Source organism: Fictibacillus nanhaiensis, from assembly GCF_049537595.1.
GTDB lineage: Bacteria > Bacillota > Bacilli > Bacillales > Fictibacillaceae > Fictibacillus > Fictibacillus nanhaiensis_F.
The window spans coordinates 384250-399538 of sequence record NZ_JBMULM010000002.1 but is presented as its reverse complement, the minus strand read 5'-3'; the positions used below and the strand labels follow the sequence as shown (position 1 = coordinate 399538).

Genomic DNA, 15289 nt, shown 5'->3' with positions numbered 1-15289 from the left:
GAGAAAGCCCCCTATATATTTCTATTTTTTGGAACTTTCTCATTTTAATACTTTTTCTTACTATTGTAAATTAAAATGTATCCGTTTTCTTATAAAGAGATAAAAATAATGCTGAAGCCTTAATATAATTGAATTATCTAACTATTCTATTAATTTTCTTTCTTTTTCTTTTAATTTAAAAGTTATCTTTCTATACTAATCGTGTCTCCTTAACCTTTTTCTCATGACGCAATAGCCATTCTTTTCTCCATAAACCTCCCGCATATCCCGTTAAGCTCCCGCTGGACCCTATAATTCTATGACAAGGAACCACAATACTTAACTTGTTCTTTCCATTGGCATTCCCGACCGCTCGAACCGCTTTTTCCTTTTGAAGCGTGATGGCAATATCTCGATAAGAGGCGGTTTCTGCGAACGGAATACCAACTAGTGAATTCCAGACTGTGTGTTGAAAAGGAGTACCGCTATATTGGAATGGGAAAGTAAAAGTTTGCCTTACACCTTGAAAGTATTCTGTAAGTTGATCTCGGCAGGCTAGAAGAACGGAAGGAATCTCGCCTTGATTCTCAAGCGCATCCTCTTTTTCTAAGAAAAGAATGGATTGAACAACGTTCTCTGTTCCTAATATCTCGATAACGCCTATAGGAGATTCCATCTCTACTCTATAGTGCTTACTCATATAACGACCTCCATAAATAAAAAGTTGCGTATGCTTCCCATCCACTCCAATTTTCCGCTTGGTTCTTTAATTCTTTTATTGTTGGCTTTTGCTGCAATTTTGATTGTTTCATCACGGCATTCTGCAGGCCTACGTCAGCAACTGGAAATGCATCGCTCTTTAGTAAACATTTCATCAACACATAATCCGCTGTCCAAGGTCCGATTCCTCTGAGCGAAGTAAGTTGTTTAGCAGGATCTTCAGAAGATCTCAATATTTCCTTCGACAGTCGACCTTCCACTATTTCTTTTGCTATACCAATCACATATTCTGCTTTTCGCGTTGTAAATTGAAGATTTCTTAAATCATCAACCTGAAGATCCGCGATGATTTCAGGAGATGGGTATGTCCAGTATTCATACTCATGAAGGACTAGCTTCTTCCCAAAGTTCTCAACCAACCTCTTCTTCAGCGTATAGGCAAATGTTAAGTTGATCTGCTGTCCCATGATTGCCCAAGTCAATGCTTCAAAAAGATCTGGTATGCCGATCATACGCAAACCATAATATCGTTCTATGAGCGGCTGTAATAGGCTATCTTCTGAAACAGCTCCATAAAAGGAGGTAAGATTTTGATCAAGATCAAACCAATTCCCTACAAATTCTACGACCGTTTCCATGTTAGGTGGTTCCTTATCTGGAAACTCAATTAAGAGCACGTGATTCTTATAGCTGATCTTGATCAAGATCAGCTCAGCATTCACCGTAATTACTTTGTAAATGTTGTTCTCATGTATGTGATGAAGAATTTCTAATGGTGATCTCTTAAGAAAAACCATACATTCTCTATAGGAGAATTCTAACGGTAACTCTATCTTTAATTTCCCATCAAATACATTCCATCTCATGATTCGTTTCCTGTTGTTTCTTCCGATTTTCGGTAGTCACTTGGGGAGCAATCTTTATACGTGCGAAACGTTTTATAAAAGTTAGAGGGGCTCCGAAACCCTGATTCAAAACATATCTCAAGACATGTTTTTGAAGTGTTTCTTAACAGGTATGCTGCTTTATCGATACGAATATTCTCCACATATTCTCGAGGCGTAACATTCATTTCTTCTTTAAATAATCGTTCGAGATAGAATGAACTCACTCCAGAGTACTTCGCTACATCTTGTAGAAGAATTTTTTTATGATGGTTATTTACTAAATAACTAGTTGCTTTTCTAATCAGATTGATTTGCGGACAATGTTCGATCTCTGGCTGACATCTTTTACACGCTCGATAGCCTGCTTTTTCACATTGAGAAATGGAGTCATAAAAGGCTACGTTTTCCTTTTTAGGTTTCCGCGAACGACAAGATGGACGGCAATAAATCTTTGTTGTTTTTACAGCTGTATAAAAAAGGCCATCATATGACCTGTTACATTCCATAATCTTATCCCACATCTCATCAAACGACATCTGTATGGTACTCACTAACCCACACCTCCATAAATCATCTTACCTTCATTTTAACAATTTCAACCTAACAAATCGTCCTCATTCTTGCTGTTATGGTCGTCTTCACTCAACGTTAAACATCCTAAAAAAACGGTATACAAAAAGAGTGACGATGGGCCACTCTCATTTGTCCTGTATTTACTTGATCGATGCTAATCGATTCTTCTTTTTTGACCCGCTCTTTGTCTTGTATTGATAATAGATAACTGTTGCAATGAAGAAAGATGTAATACCAAACCCTATGACCATTTTATGAAATCCAATCGTATCTAGGAACAATCCTGTTAACAGCATCAGAACTTGAAAGATAATATTATCAACCATCCCTTTTATAGAGAAAAACCTGCCGTGATAGTCTGACGGGACATCTGTCTGAAAAATGGTAGTAACAACAGGAAACAGCGTTCCAGCAGCAAGACCAAATAATCCAAACGAAAGAACTGACATGGTTGGATGATCTGCTAAGAACAGAGATGTGTGTGCAGCAGCGATAATGAATGTAATAGCGAACATATAGCTTAACTTCGGATTATCTCTAAAGAATTTCTTTGATAAGAACGTTCCAATGAATACACAAACACCTTCAGTCGTATATAGGATCCCTTTAATACCAGCATTATTCTGCAACTCACTGATCTCAATCACCATTAAGTTGAATCCAGATAAAAATAGGTAAGCAGGAATCAATAAAAAGATACCATACACAACTTTACGTTCGTTCTTTATAATGGGATACAATTCCCCAAGCGTTCTGAAGAAATTATCCTTTCTACCTGAAGAATCTGTTTTCTTAGGCTGTTCCTCCACATCTAAAAAGAAAGTAGAAACAAGAAGGATCACATACGAAATAAGTGTGACTGTATACAAAGAAAATAGAGACATACCAACTAGCATAACTCCGCCGAGTGCAGTCCCTACAATCCTAGATGCCGTAAAGATGTTCATGTTGACACCATTGGCATCTAAAAGTTCATCTTTTTTTACGATCAACGGCAACAAGGTTTGCATAGCAGGCTGAGAGAAAGTTCCAGATATACCGATAACGAGCGTATAAACGACCATCCACCAAACGTTGTTATAAGCGATAGCCAAATACATAAAAAAGATAGCTGCACATCGAGCAAAGCCAGCATAGATCAATATCTTTTTCTTATTGCTGCGATCTATGATTCGACCGGCCATCGGCGCAAGAAAGATCCCTACTAGGAACCCAGCCAAAATAATTAGTGCCTGTAAAAAAGATGATTCAACATTCATCTGCAAAAATTCAAGATTCCCAATAATACCTACCCATAGACCTGTACTAGATACAGCAAGTCCAAACATCAAAATTAAAAAATTCCGGTTTCTCCACATGTTCCCTTTCCCCTCTCAGTTATACCGAAACTGTGTCACTATATTAATCAAAAAATACTTAACAAAGTAAAATAGACTCACTATTCAGTATACAGTATTTAGAAAACATGCAGGAGAAATAAATCTTCATTTTTTTCTTATTTTTACACTCTGTTATAATGACTAAAGTAGAAGTTTGAAAGGGGTACGTTATGAAACAATTAATCCTTGCTGAAAAGCCGAGCGTGGCGCGCGATCTTGCCCGTGTTCTAGGCTGCAAGCAACAGAATAAAAGTTATATTGAAGGACCGAAACACATCGTTACTTGGGCACTCGGTCACTTAGTTGAGTTAAAGATGCCAGAAGACTATGACAAGCAATATAAACAATGGCGCTTGGAAGACCTTCCGATTATTCCAAACCATATGGGACTAAAAGTAATCCGACAAGTGAGTCACCAGTTTCGTGAGGTTGAACAACTTTCTAGACGAAAAGACATCAGTGAGCTTGTAATCGCGACAGATGCTGGTCGTGAAGGTGAACTCGTTGCGCGCTGGATTATGGAAAAAGTAAGATGGCAAAAACCAGTAAAGCGTTTATGGATTTCTTCTCAAACAGACAAAGCCATTCGAGATGGGTTTAATCAACTCAAACCTGCTAAGCAATATGACAATCTTTATCAATCTGCTGTTTGCCGCTCTGAGGCAGACTGGTTAATCGGACTGAACGTTACAAGAGCGTTAACAACAAAGTACAACGATCCGCTATCTGCTGGTCGCGTTCAGACGCCCACACTTGCAATGATCTTGGATCGCGAGCAAGAGATTAACACTTTCCAGCCAAAAGACTTTTGGACGATTGATGCGACGATCGGCATGTTAAAAGCATCATGGGAACATAATGGTGAGAAGCGTCTGTTTGATGAGAAAAAAGCGACAGATATCGTTGCAAAAGCAAAAGGGCAACAGGCAACAGTAGCTTCACTTCAGAAGAAAGAAAAAACAGAAGCGCATCCGATGCCTTATGATCTTACTGAGTTACAACGAGATGCCAATCGTCGTTTCGGTTTCTCGGCTAAAAAGACATCTTCGGTACTACAAAAACTTTATGAACAATACAAACTTGTTACGTATCCAAGAACAGATTCCCGCTACTTAACGAAAGATATGGAAAATACGATGTATGATCGCCTTCAAGGTATGTCATCTGGATATCGTGAAGAAGTGCAGCCTCTGCTTAAGAACAAAGGAAGCGTAGTAGCTAAAAAAGTGTTTAACGACTCAAAAGTAACGGATCATCATGCAATCATTCCAACTGATGAATACCTACAATTAGGAGATCTCGATAACGATGAGCGTAAACTATATGATTTGATCGCACGCCGATTCCTTGCTCTTTTCTACCCTGCGTATCGATCTGAAACGTTGACCGCTGCATTACATGTTGCGGGTGAAACATTTATGACCCGTGAAACGTTAGTCCTTGATCCAGGATTTAAAGTGCTGTCTGGTAAAGAAGAAGAAAGCCCGCGTGCACTCGCCAATTTAAAAGAAGGGCAATCGTTATCTGTAAAAGAGGTAAACGCGGAGAAAAAGTTAACAGAACCTCCTTCCCGTTTTACAGAGGCCGATCTATTATCTCGTATGGAGAAGTATAGTTTAGGAACTCCTGCAACTCGGGCTGATATCATTGAAAGACTTCTAGGATCTGAAGTTCTTGATCGAAGAAACAATAAGCTGCACCCCACGCCAAAAGGAAAACAGTTGATCGATCTTGTAAATGATGAGTTGAAGTCACCTGAACTTACAGCGAAATGGGAGCAAGACCTTGAAGCAATCGCACGCGGTAACGGAAATCCGAAAGAGTTTCTAGCGAATATCCGAAAACAAACGAAGCAGCTTGTAATGGAAATCAAGACGAGCTCTCAGGAATATCGTGCGCATAACCTCACAGGATCCAAATGTCCTGATTGCGGAAAATTATTGAAAGAAGTGAAAGGACGCGACGGCAAAGTTCTTGTGTGCTCTGATCGTGAATGTTCATATCGGCGCCGTAAAGATCCGAAGCTATCGAACCACCGCTGTCCGCAGTGTCACAAAAAGATGGAACTGCATAACGGAAAGGCAGGCACTTATTTTCAGTGTAAACCATGTAATGTTGTGGAAAAAGCAGACGACAAGAAAAAGAAGGTTACAAAGCGAGAAGAACGCCAGCTTCTTAAGAAATATAGTAACAACAAAGAAGATGAAGGCTTTGGAAACAGTCTAGCAGATGCATTAAAAGCAGCGATGAAAGATAAAAAATAGATGAAAAGCTAACTTCTGAGGTCGAAATAGCAAGTTGTTGCTGTTTTGACCTCATAAAGTTAGCTTTCTTTCGTTTAAGAGAATTGAATTTGTACGCTTCAATGTTCGATCTGTCCGAATGCATAACGAATCTGTCCAATTCCAGTGTTAATCTGTCCAATTAAACGACTAATCTGTCCAATTCGAGCGTTTATCTGTCCGATTGAAGAATTAATCTGTCCAATTTCCAAGTACGCTATTCTTACTCAACCTTAAATGTCGCAGAAGCTACTGCATCATAACCGCTTCCATAGAAATAAACCATTTTATAAGTAGAACCTTGTTTGTAACGTGCTGCATTTACATTGTTTTTCGGATTGTACGTAAATTTGCATGTTCCACCACTAACCTCGGTGTACTGCCACCAAATCGATTCCACCTCACCAGGATTTTCGTTTACTTCATACAAACCCACCCAGTCACTCTTAGGAGCTCTAACGCCTTCCACAACCACATCTAATGTTTCCTCTATACCGCTTACTTTCTCTTTTGAAAATGTGATTTTTATTGGCTTACCTTTCTTTGTTCTACCTATGGCCTTGATTGAATTCGTACTGATATTGCCATATGCATCGAGTGCAAACACTTCTATATCATAAGTTGTAGATGGTGCTAATCCTTCAAGATTAAGAATGAGAGGATTAGGAACAGGATCTTTATAGAACTCGGAAAAGCCTAAATATTCTTTCGCCACTTCTTTGGTCTCTAAGTTTGTAACGATTACTTTATAATCATGAACGAGTAGATTGTCTTTTGCTTGTGTAAACATAATTGAAAGACTAGTGGCTGTCGTCATGTCGTTCGCAATAGAAAGCATTGCATCGTTCGTAAAAAATGGTGGTTTTTTATCTTTTCTAGCATCCGTATATTTAAAACTATTCTTATCGGCAGGAACACTAATTTCAAACGGTTCACCTGTCCAATCATAATTATGGATATCACGGCGTTTTATTATCACTTGATTCTCATACACTTCAACGATTAAAGCTTGGTTTAGAATATCGGCTCCTTCAGGAACTTCTCCTTGAATACGGCCAGCGTCCAGCCACAGATACGCGCCAGTTGAAGTACCGATCGTTGTAAAATCTTTTTGGTGAATAATTCTAGGATCATCTAATGGATAGTGTGTGTGGCCTGAGAATGTAATGACTTGCGGATATTTTTTCAACGTATCATAAAATAAATCTCTATTTGCCGTAAAGCCCCACTCGCTTCCGTACATGGTATCTTTTATCGGCTGGTGATGGAAAACAAAGATGGGTTTCTTCGGATCATCGGTATGTGCTTGCTTTAACTTTTCAGACATCCATTTGATTTGTTTAACAGAGAATGTACCCTCTGTCACCCCGTCCTCAGTCCCAAGCACAATAAAATGATACCCTTTGATAATCTTGTGATAGTATATTGCCGGCGTTTTAGTTACTTCTAAAAAACGTTTTTGTGCATCAGCCTCTGGTAAACCGTTCCAATAATCATGATTTCCGATCGCAATCAGCGAAACAGCTTTTGATTGTTTATTTGCTTCATAAGCCGTTTTAAACTTCTCATATTCCGGTACTAGACCATTGTCTGTTAAGTCGCCTACAACAGCAAATGCATCTTGCTTAGGAACGAGTTGATTTAATTGTTTGAGAGTCTCTTTAAATTTATTGAAGGTTTGATCGGACGTTTCATTCATATGTACATCACTGACAATTGGAAAAACGAGTATTGGCTTTTTGCGACTCATTTTTTTACCACTATCAGCTAGCACGTCTAGTGAGCTCATTGGATTTATAAAAGTTAACCCTAGGGAAAGTCCCGCTACCTTTGTTGTGCGTTCAATAAACGTTCTACGTGTAATCTTAGATTTTTGGTCTGGGTGCTGCTCATCAAAGGAATTCGTCATTTTATTCTCTCTCCTATCAAGATGTTAATCCTACATGAAAAGTATATTTATAAAATATAAACCCTTGATTACAGATAAGTTAATCATTGTTAAGATCACGTTGTGAATGCAAGCCGTTAGATAAAACTTCATTCATTTTATATTCAATCATTACACATGTACCAACCAAACAAAAAGAAGGATGGATGATAATTTTCCATCCATCCTCTCCTAATTTTATTGCCCCGCTTCTACACCAATTTTCTTCATCTGCTTCTCATGTGCTTTACCATGAGCACGGTTTCGATCTTCTTCTACTTCGCGAGATACCTTAACTCCTTCTGCAACCTTCGCTGCCCCCACCTGTTGCAGACCATTTTGATCTTTTTGATAGACAAACGAAGCACGCGTAGATATTGCAGCACCTGGTGACGTTACGAACGGAACGACTCTATAATCAGTTTGCCATTCTTCTGGTGTAACCGTACATCTAACATAGCCACGGTAATCATTGAAGAATTTAATATGAGGATTCAATCCTAATATTTTATCTGTATCAGAACGTTTATCAGCACCATTCCCACCAGAGGTGATGGATGTTCCAACAAATTCAGCTCCAATTACATTAGAGGATGAATCATTGTAATCCACTTTTAGGTCACACGCCCAGCTCGCATGTACATCACCGGTCAATACGATAACATTATTTAAATTCTTTGATTGCACAAAATTTGTGATACGTTCACGAGATGCCGTGTATCCGTCCCATGCATCCATACTCAAACGTGGCGCCTCAGCCGTACCATAGTTTCTCTGTGCGAAGAATACTTGCTGAGCAAGAACATTCCAATGCGCTTTAGAGTTTCCTAGGTTTTGAAGCAACCAGCGTTCCTGTTCAATTCCAGTTAACGTTCGATTCGGATCTTGAGATTCTGGAGTTGGCGGTTTACTTCCGTCTCCGTTCGCTTGATCGTCACGATATTGTCGTGTATCCATTACGTTGAACATCGCTAAGTTTCCATAAGTGAAATCTCGATAGAGCAGCATGTCAGCTCCATGTGGTAATGAAGATCGGCGAAGTGGCATGTGCTCATAATAAGCTTGATAACCCGCAGCACGACGTTTGACAAATGCTTCAACAGACTGTCCTTTTTCAGGAATCATGTTGGCGTAGTTGTTCTCTACTTCATGATCATCCCACGTTACCACCCAAGGAAATGCTGCATGAGCTGCTTTTAAATTGCCATCAGAACGATACTGAGCATGTCTGTTTCGATAGTCTTCGAGTGTCATAATCTCTGGACCGCTATGCGTTCTAACATTGCCAGATGGTGATACATATTCGTTAGGTCCGTACTCGTATATGTAGTCACCCAAGTGAACAACAAAATCCAAATCTTCTTCTGACATATGCTGATACGCGGTAAAAAAACCGTGTTCATACTGCTGGCAAGATGCAAAAGCAAACGTCATGCTCTTTACATTCGCACCCTTTCTAGGCAGAGTCTTTGTTCTCCCTACAGGACTATACTCAAATCCACTTTTAAAACGGTAATAGTATACGTGATCTGCCTTAAGTCCATCTACTTCAACGTGAACAGAGTGCGCCAGATTGGGACGTGCTAGTTCAGTTCCTTTTTGAACAACTCTCTTGAATCTTTCGTCTTCTGCAATCTCCCATTTTACAGGTACAGCTTGATTAGGCATACCTCCCCCATTCAACGGATCTGGTGCTAACCTTGTCCATAAAACAACGCTGTCTGATAATGGATCACCTGAGGCTACACCTAGCGTAAACGGATAGTTTCTAAATGTTGGTGCGGCGTTCACTTCGTAGCTGCCTAGCGACTGAGCAATTGTGAGACCCAGTGAAATTCCGGCAATTTTCCCGGCACCTGAAAGAAATGTTCTGCGATCCAGTTTGTTTTTTTTTAAGCTGTCTTCCGTAAGTTTCTTAATCCATTCATCCATCGGTCTTTCATCCATACTTGATGCAACCCCTTTTAAATGAATTTAGTACAGGTTTCATTATAGAGTGGAAATATTAAGAAACTATTTTTTCATGTAAACGTATATAGGCTTACTCATAGGAACAACTTACTAATCTTATGATTTTTTTAAAAATGACAAACTGTTGCGCTAGTTTTTCATCATCATCGCATAAGAATCTTATGCATCTAATGTACTGTTCTTCTTTATAAAATCTTTACAACATACATATAATTCTAAGTCAAAGTAAAAAGTTGTTTTGTATCTACCTATTAAACGAAAAGGTGATGGCTCAATGGCACTTAGACGAAAAAAGAAAAAAAAGTCCAACAATGAAACATACACATGGCTAGACTTTATGGTTGATCTTCTATTAGTTATCCCAGAATTGATCATATGGCTGGTCCGACTTCTTGGAAGAAGTGTTTTTAGGCTGTTTGACGGAATTTAAAAGACTGAACTCTCATTCGGAGTTCAGTCTTTTCCATTCACAACTTTAATCTCTAAGTTATTCTGTTTTTCGTAATGTAACAGAAACGGTTGTTCCTTTACCAGGGTAACTTTCTACTTTCAGATCTCCCTTATGCTCCGTAATAATTTTATTGCTAACCGTAAGCCCTAGTCCTATTCCCTTTTCCTTATTAGTGAAGAATGGGACGCCAATGCTCTTTAATCGCTCTTCTTCTATTCCAATTCCATTATCTACAAACATCAGCTTAACTTTTTGATCAGCTGTTTCTTCAACCGCTATCGTGAGAATTCCTCCATCATTCATAGCTTCAATCGCATTTTTTATAATATTAATAAATACTTGTTTAATCTGGTTCTTTTCACAAGAGACAAAAAGATCTTTCTCTTTAAACAACAAACGAATTTCAACATTATACAAGTTAGCTTCCGATGTTAGCAACATTACCGTGTCTTGCAGAAGCTGAATAATGTTTACGTTCTTCATATATTGTGTAGCATCTGGTTTCGCTAACGCCATAAACTCATTAACAATTGATTCAATCCGGTTAAGTTCATCACAGATCACTTCATTGTATAAAAAGAGTTTGCTTTGATCGATCTCACTATTCTTTATTAAAGAGAACAGACCTTTAATGGTTGTAAGTGGATTTCTGATCTCATGAGCAACACCTGCGGCTAGTTCTCCTAACACTGCAAGCTTCTCACTATTTCGTATATACTCATCTGCTTTTTTCTTTTCTGTAATATCGCGGGAGATAAATACGATTCCCTCGATGTCCCCTTCATCAGATACCATAGGCATTCCCTTACCTTCTAATAAGACGGGATGACCTGAAGCATGCATCTTTCGATAAATAAGAGGAAGTGGGTTTTCTAGTGATGCAACTAATTTTATATATTCCTCTACGGTCTCATGATCTTCCAAATGGACACAATTCAAAGCTTTAGTACCAATTAGTGAGTTTGGTTCGATTCCTAAAATGTTCTTGTAAGAAAGAGAAGCGTATAAATAGTTTCCATCAGGATCAACTGAACAGATTAAATCATTGCTGTGATCAAGAATAATACGATGTTTAAACTCGTTCTTTCGTAAAGCAGCTTCTGCTTCTTTTCTTTTTGTAATATCTCGAGACGCAACTATTGCAGAAAGGTTATTTTTATGACTGATAGGCGTCCCTTTCGACTCCAACCAAATATAAACGCCATCTTTCTTCAAGTATCTGTATTCAATCGTAAGAGGTACATGTTCTACTATCATTCGAGTAAATTCTTGTATCACTCTATCTCTATCTTCAGGATGCACAAGGTTAAATGGAGTGGTGCCTATCGCTTCACTGTGGCTATAACCAGTTACCCAAAAATAGGAAGGTGTTAAGTAGGTAAAGATTCCTTCATGACTAACAATTCCTATAATATCTATCATATTTTCTGTTATTAGTTTTAAATGATCAAGTGTCTCTTTCTTCTCAAGATGCTGCTGAGTTAAATTGCGAATGATAATTTGTGTAGCGTGTGAAGAGAACAAAAGGGGAAATCCAATAACCTCTAATCGAATATGGTTACCCTTTTGAGTAATCCATGTTTGTTCACTTGGCTTAGGAGCGATACCTTTGTCACAAGTTTGAATCCTCTCTTCTACTAAGAGATGCAACTCGTTAGGAAGGTTGTTCCATATAGGCTGACCAATTATATCTTCTTCTGCTTCTAATATCTTTCTAGCAGCAGGATTCACATAAACCCAAGTTCGATCTTTCTGGATAAGAAAAGGTGTTTCAGAATGTTCAAATTGATTGGCATATGTTTTCATTTGATTAATGAAAAGGCTGTCTCTTAATACTTGACCATCTGAAGTCTCCATACCCACCCTCCATTAAAAACGTTAATCAAAACGTTTCGTTCATAATTACCTAAATTATAAACATATGTCCTTTTGCAAATAAAGATATTTTTTCAAAAACATTCTAACTATTTAAAGATAAATCTCTTTAGTCTCATTAGTTCATAACTGAAAGGTGTTTTTGATCATAGATGAATTTGGTTTTGTAAAAAGAATGAAAGGCATGTTTTAGAGCCGTTTTCCGATCTGGAGCTGTCTGAGAGGACATGATAATATGTTCATGTTTGTAATAAAGCATACTAACCACTACAGTTGTTTTGTCAGTGAAGAGAAAGATATCAACATCCAATATTTCACTCCCTGTTATCAAACGAATAAAACGGTACTGCGGCGTACTTACCATCTCCCTCAACCTCCTTTTATTCTTCCAGCTCCTTTACTTTTGTGTTAAAAGTTTAGTTATTTAAATAGTAAATAATCACTATAAATTTGTCAATATATTCTGTCATTTTAAGTCGATTTCCTGGGAAATTAGAAGTATTAAATAAAAAAGACGGGAAATCCCGTCTTAATTTTTATTAGGTGGTTTTTCATTATCAGGAGAAGTTTGTCCACCTGCTCCTGTAGAGTCTTTATCTTTAATCATGTTAGTCGTATTAAGTTCTGAAGATGGGGATATGGAAACTAATTTAAAATCTGTTCCAGAAAGTTGTTTCTCCAATATTCTCTCAATATTTTGCGATGCTTGGATATTTGTTTCATCGTATTCTAATTGAATAGTAATAGATTTCAAATGAATCTCCTCCTTTACCTTCATTTGTTCCCTGCATCATAAAAAATAAACAAGAAAAGAGACCATCTATTAGTGATGGTCTCTTAAAACTTAAGCTTCTTTTTCAACTAAGTTGTGCTCTAATTCTTGGGATGAAGAAGAGGTTACTTCATCCTGATTAAGTCTTTTCGTAATTTCGATTTTTTTAACTTGATGTCCATCAATTTCAATCACTTTGAAATCATATTCATCATACGATATGACCTGATTTTCTTGTATTTCTGAGTTTTGTGAAAGAACCCAGCCACCAATAGTATCAAGTTCACTATCATCAATTTCAAGTCCATAAATGTCGTTCACTTCTGCGATCAATACTTTACCGTCAAAGTGCTTAACATTTGGACTGACTGCATGAATCATTGGTGATTCATCTTCATCAAATTCATCACGTATTTCCCCAACAAGCTCTTCCAAAATATCTTCAATGGTAACAATACCTGCTGTTCCACCATATTCATCAACTAAAACAGCCATATGAAATCCTTTTTTCTGAAGCTTTAATAGTGTTTCCTTGATCGGTGTATTTTCAAATACGCTCAATGTTGGTCTAATGTAATGTTCAAGAGGGTATTCTTTTCCTTTAATCAAGTCAAAGAATACTTCTTTCGCATTCACCATACCAAGAACATTATCTTTATCTTCCCCTACAACAGGGTAACGTGTATATTTTTCTTCTGCAATTATATTAATATTTTCTGCAACGCTATTGTCTTCATAAAGACAAACCATTTCAGTACGAGGGACCATGATCTCTTTTGCAGTTCTGTCGTCAAATTCGAATACCTTTTCTACATAACTGAACTCAGATTTGTTGATTTCACCACTTTTGTAGCTCTCACTTAGAATCAAACGTAGTTCTTCCTCGGTATGTGCCATATCATGTTCTGAAGCTGGTTTTAATCCAAACATTCTTACTAAAAGCTGCGCACTTCCGTTCAAGAACCAAATGAATGGATACATAACTCTGTAGAATCCAATCAATGCAGGTGATAACAATAAGCTGATTGTTTCAGCTTTTTGAATAGCTACTGTTTTTGGTGCAAGCTCACCAAGAACAACGTGTAAAAAAGTAATGGATGCAAAAGCAATTGCAAATGATAATGTATGAACAATCGCCGGGCTTAAATCCATTTTTTCAAATACTGGACCGAGAATTGCTTCTACCGTAGGCTCACCTAACCAACCTAATCCTAATGCTGTAATAGTAATACCTAACTGACAGGCAGAGAGTGATCCATCAAGGTTTGAAATAACCTTTTGTGCTGCAATCGCTCGTTTGTTGCCTTCTTCAGCTAATTGGTCAATTCTTGATTTACGAATCTTAACAATCGCAAATTCTGCTGCTACGAAAAAAGCGGTTAGTAGAATAAGTACGGCTACTGCAAGTAATTTCAATAAGGTCAAACTGTCCAAAAAGACTCCTTATACCCCAAGTTACTGGAATATAAGTTGTCACCTCCTAAGTGTTATAAATTTTTTTATAATCAAGAAAAAGTATATCATATAATTGAAGAACTTACTTAATAAAAGAACTTATTGCCTGTATAATCAGTTTTTATTTAATAAATATATTATCTTATCGACTATAACATGTTATATTTACTTTTCATTTCTTTGAATGAAAGGTGATTTAACAAATGGATTTCAAGGAGTTATTCGTTTATATTGTGTTGGGAATCGTTCAAGGGTTTACTGAACCAATACCTGTTTCATCTAGCGGACATCTAGTAATTGTTCAATACTTCATGGATATTAATATCAAAGATTTACATTTTGAAGTACTGGTAAACTTCGCATCTTTACTAGCTGTGCTACTTATTTATAAACATGATTTATATCAACTTGTGAAAAATTCGTTCTATTATTTAACGACTAAAAAAGATGAGTACAAATCTGACTTTACGTTTTCAGTTTATCTGGCTCTCGCCACTATTCCAGTTGCTGTTCTCGGTATTCTCTTTGAAGATATGATTGGAAATTATTTAAAAGGTATTCAACAAGTTGGATTCTCTCTTCTTGCAACTGCTGTAGCTCTCTATTTGATACGAAATCTAAAGGGTTATAAAGGTGATAAGAGTCTAACTCTTAAGGACGCAATTATTGTAGGACTTGCTCAGGCAGTCGCGTTGATTCCTGGTATAAGCCGTTCAGGTGCGACCATAGTAGCATGTATGGCACTTGGAATGAAACAGGATACAGCCCTACGCTTCTCGTTCTTCTTATACATTCCAGTAAGTCTGGGGACCTTTATAATGTCCATAGGAGACATCACAGGTGCATCTAACTTGAAAGAGATGGCAATTCCTTATTTGGGTGCATTTATCGCTTCACTTATTTTTTCCTACTTTTCTTTAAAATGGTTTATGGGGATTATGAAAAAAGGAAACCTAGGCTATTTCTCACTTTACTGTCTAGTTGCGGGTCTATTTATAATTTTATACTTTTAAATAAG

At 37.5% G+C, this 15289-nt stretch carries 14 protein-coding genes; 3 read left to right on the top strand and 11 right to left on the bottom strand.

Annotated features, from left to right (window positions below; translation table 11 throughout):
- Positions 1-190 precede the first annotated feature (190 nt).
- From ACOZ9X_RS13335 to ACOZ9X_RS13320, 4 genes are all read right to left on the bottom strand, one after another.
- Positions 191-679, bottom strand: a complete 489-nt coding sequence (locus ACOZ9X_RS13335) for a methylated-DNA--[protein]-cysteine S-methyltransferase (protein ID WP_423418604.1) — start codon at positions 677-679, stop codon at positions 191-193.
- Entirely contained in the window at positions 672-1565 is an 894-nt protein-coding gene (locus tag ACOZ9X_RS13330; protein ID WP_423418603.1) for a DNA-3-methyladenine glycosylase family protein, read from the bottom strand. Before ACOZ9X_RS13330 ends, ACOZ9X_RS13335 begins: the two co-directional genes overlap by 8 nt.
- Positions 1562-2107, bottom strand: a complete 546-nt coding sequence (locus tag ACOZ9X_RS13325; protein WP_423418951.1) for a bifunctional transcriptional activator/DNA repair enzyme AdaA — start codon at positions 2105-2107, stop codon at positions 1562-1564. The genes ACOZ9X_RS13330 and ACOZ9X_RS13325 overlap by 4 nt, the downstream gene beginning before the upstream one ends.
- Positions 2108-2299: 192 nt before the next feature.
- Positions 2300-3517, bottom strand: coding sequence for an MFS transporter (locus ACOZ9X_RS13320; RefSeq protein WP_423418602.1), 1218 nt, complete (start codon positions 3515-3517; stop codon positions 2300-2302).
- Positions 3518-3708: 191 nt separating this feature from the next.
- On the opposite strand from ACOZ9X_RS13320, the gene ACOZ9X_RS13315 reads away from it, so the two are divergent.
- Positions 3709-5802 (top strand): DNA topoisomerase III, encoded by a 2094-nt coding sequence (locus ACOZ9X_RS13315; RefSeq protein WP_423418601.1) that lies wholly within the window; start codon positions 3709-3711, stop codon positions 5800-5802.
- Positions 5803-5900: 98 nt separating this feature from the next.
- Here the strand turns inward: ACOZ9X_RS13315 and ACOZ9X_RS13310 are convergent, their stop codons facing one another.
- The 3 genes from ACOZ9X_RS13310 to ACOZ9X_RS13300 all read right to left on the bottom strand — a co-directional run bounded on the left by ACOZ9X_RS13310 (position 5901) and on the right by ACOZ9X_RS13300 (position 9694).
- Positions 5901-6032, bottom strand: coding sequence for a hypothetical protein (locus ACOZ9X_RS13310; RefSeq protein WP_423418600.1), 132 nt, complete (start codon positions 6030-6032; stop codon positions 5901-5903).
- Between the two features lie 11 nt (positions 6033-6043).
- Positions 6044-7729 carry a metallophosphoesterase family protein gene (locus ACOZ9X_RS13305; protein WP_423418599.1) on the bottom strand — a complete coding sequence of 562 codons (1686 nt, stop codon included), beginning with the start codon at positions 7727-7729 and terminating at the stop codon, positions 6044-6046.
- A gap of 216 nt (positions 7730-7945) precedes the next feature.
- Complete coding sequence (locus tag ACOZ9X_RS13300) at positions 7946-9694, bottom strand: alkaline phosphatase D family protein (protein ID WP_423418598.1); 1749 nt, start codon at positions 9692-9694, stop codon at positions 7946-7948.
- A gap of 298 nt (positions 9695-9992) precedes the next feature.
- On the opposite strand from ACOZ9X_RS13300, the gene ACOZ9X_RS13295 reads away from it, so the two are divergent.
- Positions 9993-10148, top strand: coding sequence for a hypothetical protein (locus ACOZ9X_RS13295; protein WP_423418597.1), 156 nt, complete (start codon positions 9993-9995; stop codon positions 10146-10148).
- A gap of 57 nt (positions 10149-10205) precedes the next feature.
- Here the strand turns inward: ACOZ9X_RS13295 and ACOZ9X_RS13290 are convergent, their stop codons facing one another.
- The 4 genes from ACOZ9X_RS13290 to ACOZ9X_RS13275 form a co-directional block, all read right to left on the bottom strand.
- The gene (locus ACOZ9X_RS13290; protein WP_423418596.1) at positions 10206-12026 is read right to left on the bottom strand and encodes a PAS domain S-box protein; all 1821 of its coding nucleotides are present in this window, start codon (positions 12024-12026) and stop codon (positions 10206-10208) included.
- 136 nt (positions 12027-12162) lie between these two features.
- Positions 12163-12408 carry a hypothetical protein gene (locus ACOZ9X_RS13285; protein ID WP_144702246.1) on the bottom strand — a complete coding sequence of 82 codons (246 nt, stop codon included), beginning with the start codon at positions 12406-12408 and terminating at the stop codon, positions 12163-12165.
- A 165-nt stretch (positions 12409-12573) separates the two neighbouring features.
- A complete protein-coding gene (locus ACOZ9X_RS13280) occupies positions 12574-12798 on the bottom strand; it encodes a hypothetical protein (protein WP_423418595.1) in 225 nt (74 codons plus the stop codon).
- A 90-nt stretch (positions 12799-12888) separates the two neighbouring features.
- Positions 12889-14241 (bottom strand): hemolysin family protein, encoded by a 1353-nt coding sequence (locus tag ACOZ9X_RS13275; protein ID WP_423418950.1) that lies wholly within the window; start codon positions 14239-14241, stop codon positions 12889-12891.
- Between the two features lie 233 nt (positions 14242-14474).
- On the opposite strand from ACOZ9X_RS13275, the gene ACOZ9X_RS13270 reads away from it, so the two are divergent.
- Entirely contained in the window at positions 14475-15284 is an 810-nt protein-coding gene (locus tag ACOZ9X_RS13270) for an undecaprenyl-diphosphate phosphatase (protein ID WP_423418594.1), read from the top strand.
- Positions 15285-15289: the final 5 nt, after the last annotated feature.

Excerpts from the sequence above, each read along its gene's own strand:
- ACOZ9X_RS13325 (WP_423418951.1), bottom strand. The coding sequence starts at position 2,107 with ATGTGGGATAAGATTATGGAATGTAACAGGTCATATGATGGCCTTTTT.
- ACOZ9X_RS13330 (WP_423418603.1), bottom strand. The coding sequence starts at position 1,565 with ATGAGATGGAATGTATTTGATGGGAAATTAAAGATAGAGTTACCGTTA.
- ACOZ9X_RS13320 (WP_423418602.1), bottom strand. The coding sequence starts at position 3,517 with ATGTGGAGAAACCGGAATTTTTTAATTTTGATGTTTGGACTTGCTGTA.
- ACOZ9X_RS13335 (WP_423418604.1), bottom strand. The coding sequence starts at position 679 with ATGAGTAAGCACTATAGAGTAGAGATGGAATCTCCTATAGGCGTTATC.
- ACOZ9X_RS13285 (WP_144702246.1), bottom strand. The coding sequence starts at position 12,408 with ATGGTAAGTACGCCGCAGTACCGTTTTATTCGTTTGATAACAGGGAGT.
- ACOZ9X_RS13315 (WP_423418601.1), top strand. The coding sequence starts at position 3,709 with ATGAAACAATTAATCCTTGCTGAAAAGCCGAGCGTGGCGCGCGATCTT.
- ACOZ9X_RS13300 (WP_423418598.1), bottom strand. The coding sequence starts at position 9,694 with ATGGATGAAAGACCGATGGATGAATGGATTAAGAAACTTACGGAAGAC.
- ACOZ9X_RS13290 (WP_423418596.1), bottom strand. The coding sequence starts at position 12,026 with ATGGAGACTTCAGATGGTCAAGTATTAAGAGACAGCCTTTTCATTAAT.
- ACOZ9X_RS13270 (WP_423418594.1), top strand. The coding sequence starts at position 14,475 with ATGGATTTCAAGGAGTTATTCGTTTATATTGTGTTGGGAATCGTTCAA.
- ACOZ9X_RS13295 (WP_423418597.1), top strand. The coding sequence starts at position 9,993 with ATGGCACTTAGACGAAAAAAGAAAAAAAAGTCCAACAATGAAACATAC.
- ACOZ9X_RS13305 (WP_423418599.1), bottom strand. The coding sequence starts at position 7,729 with ATGACGAATTCCTTTGATGAGCAGCACCCAGACCAAAAATCTAAGATT.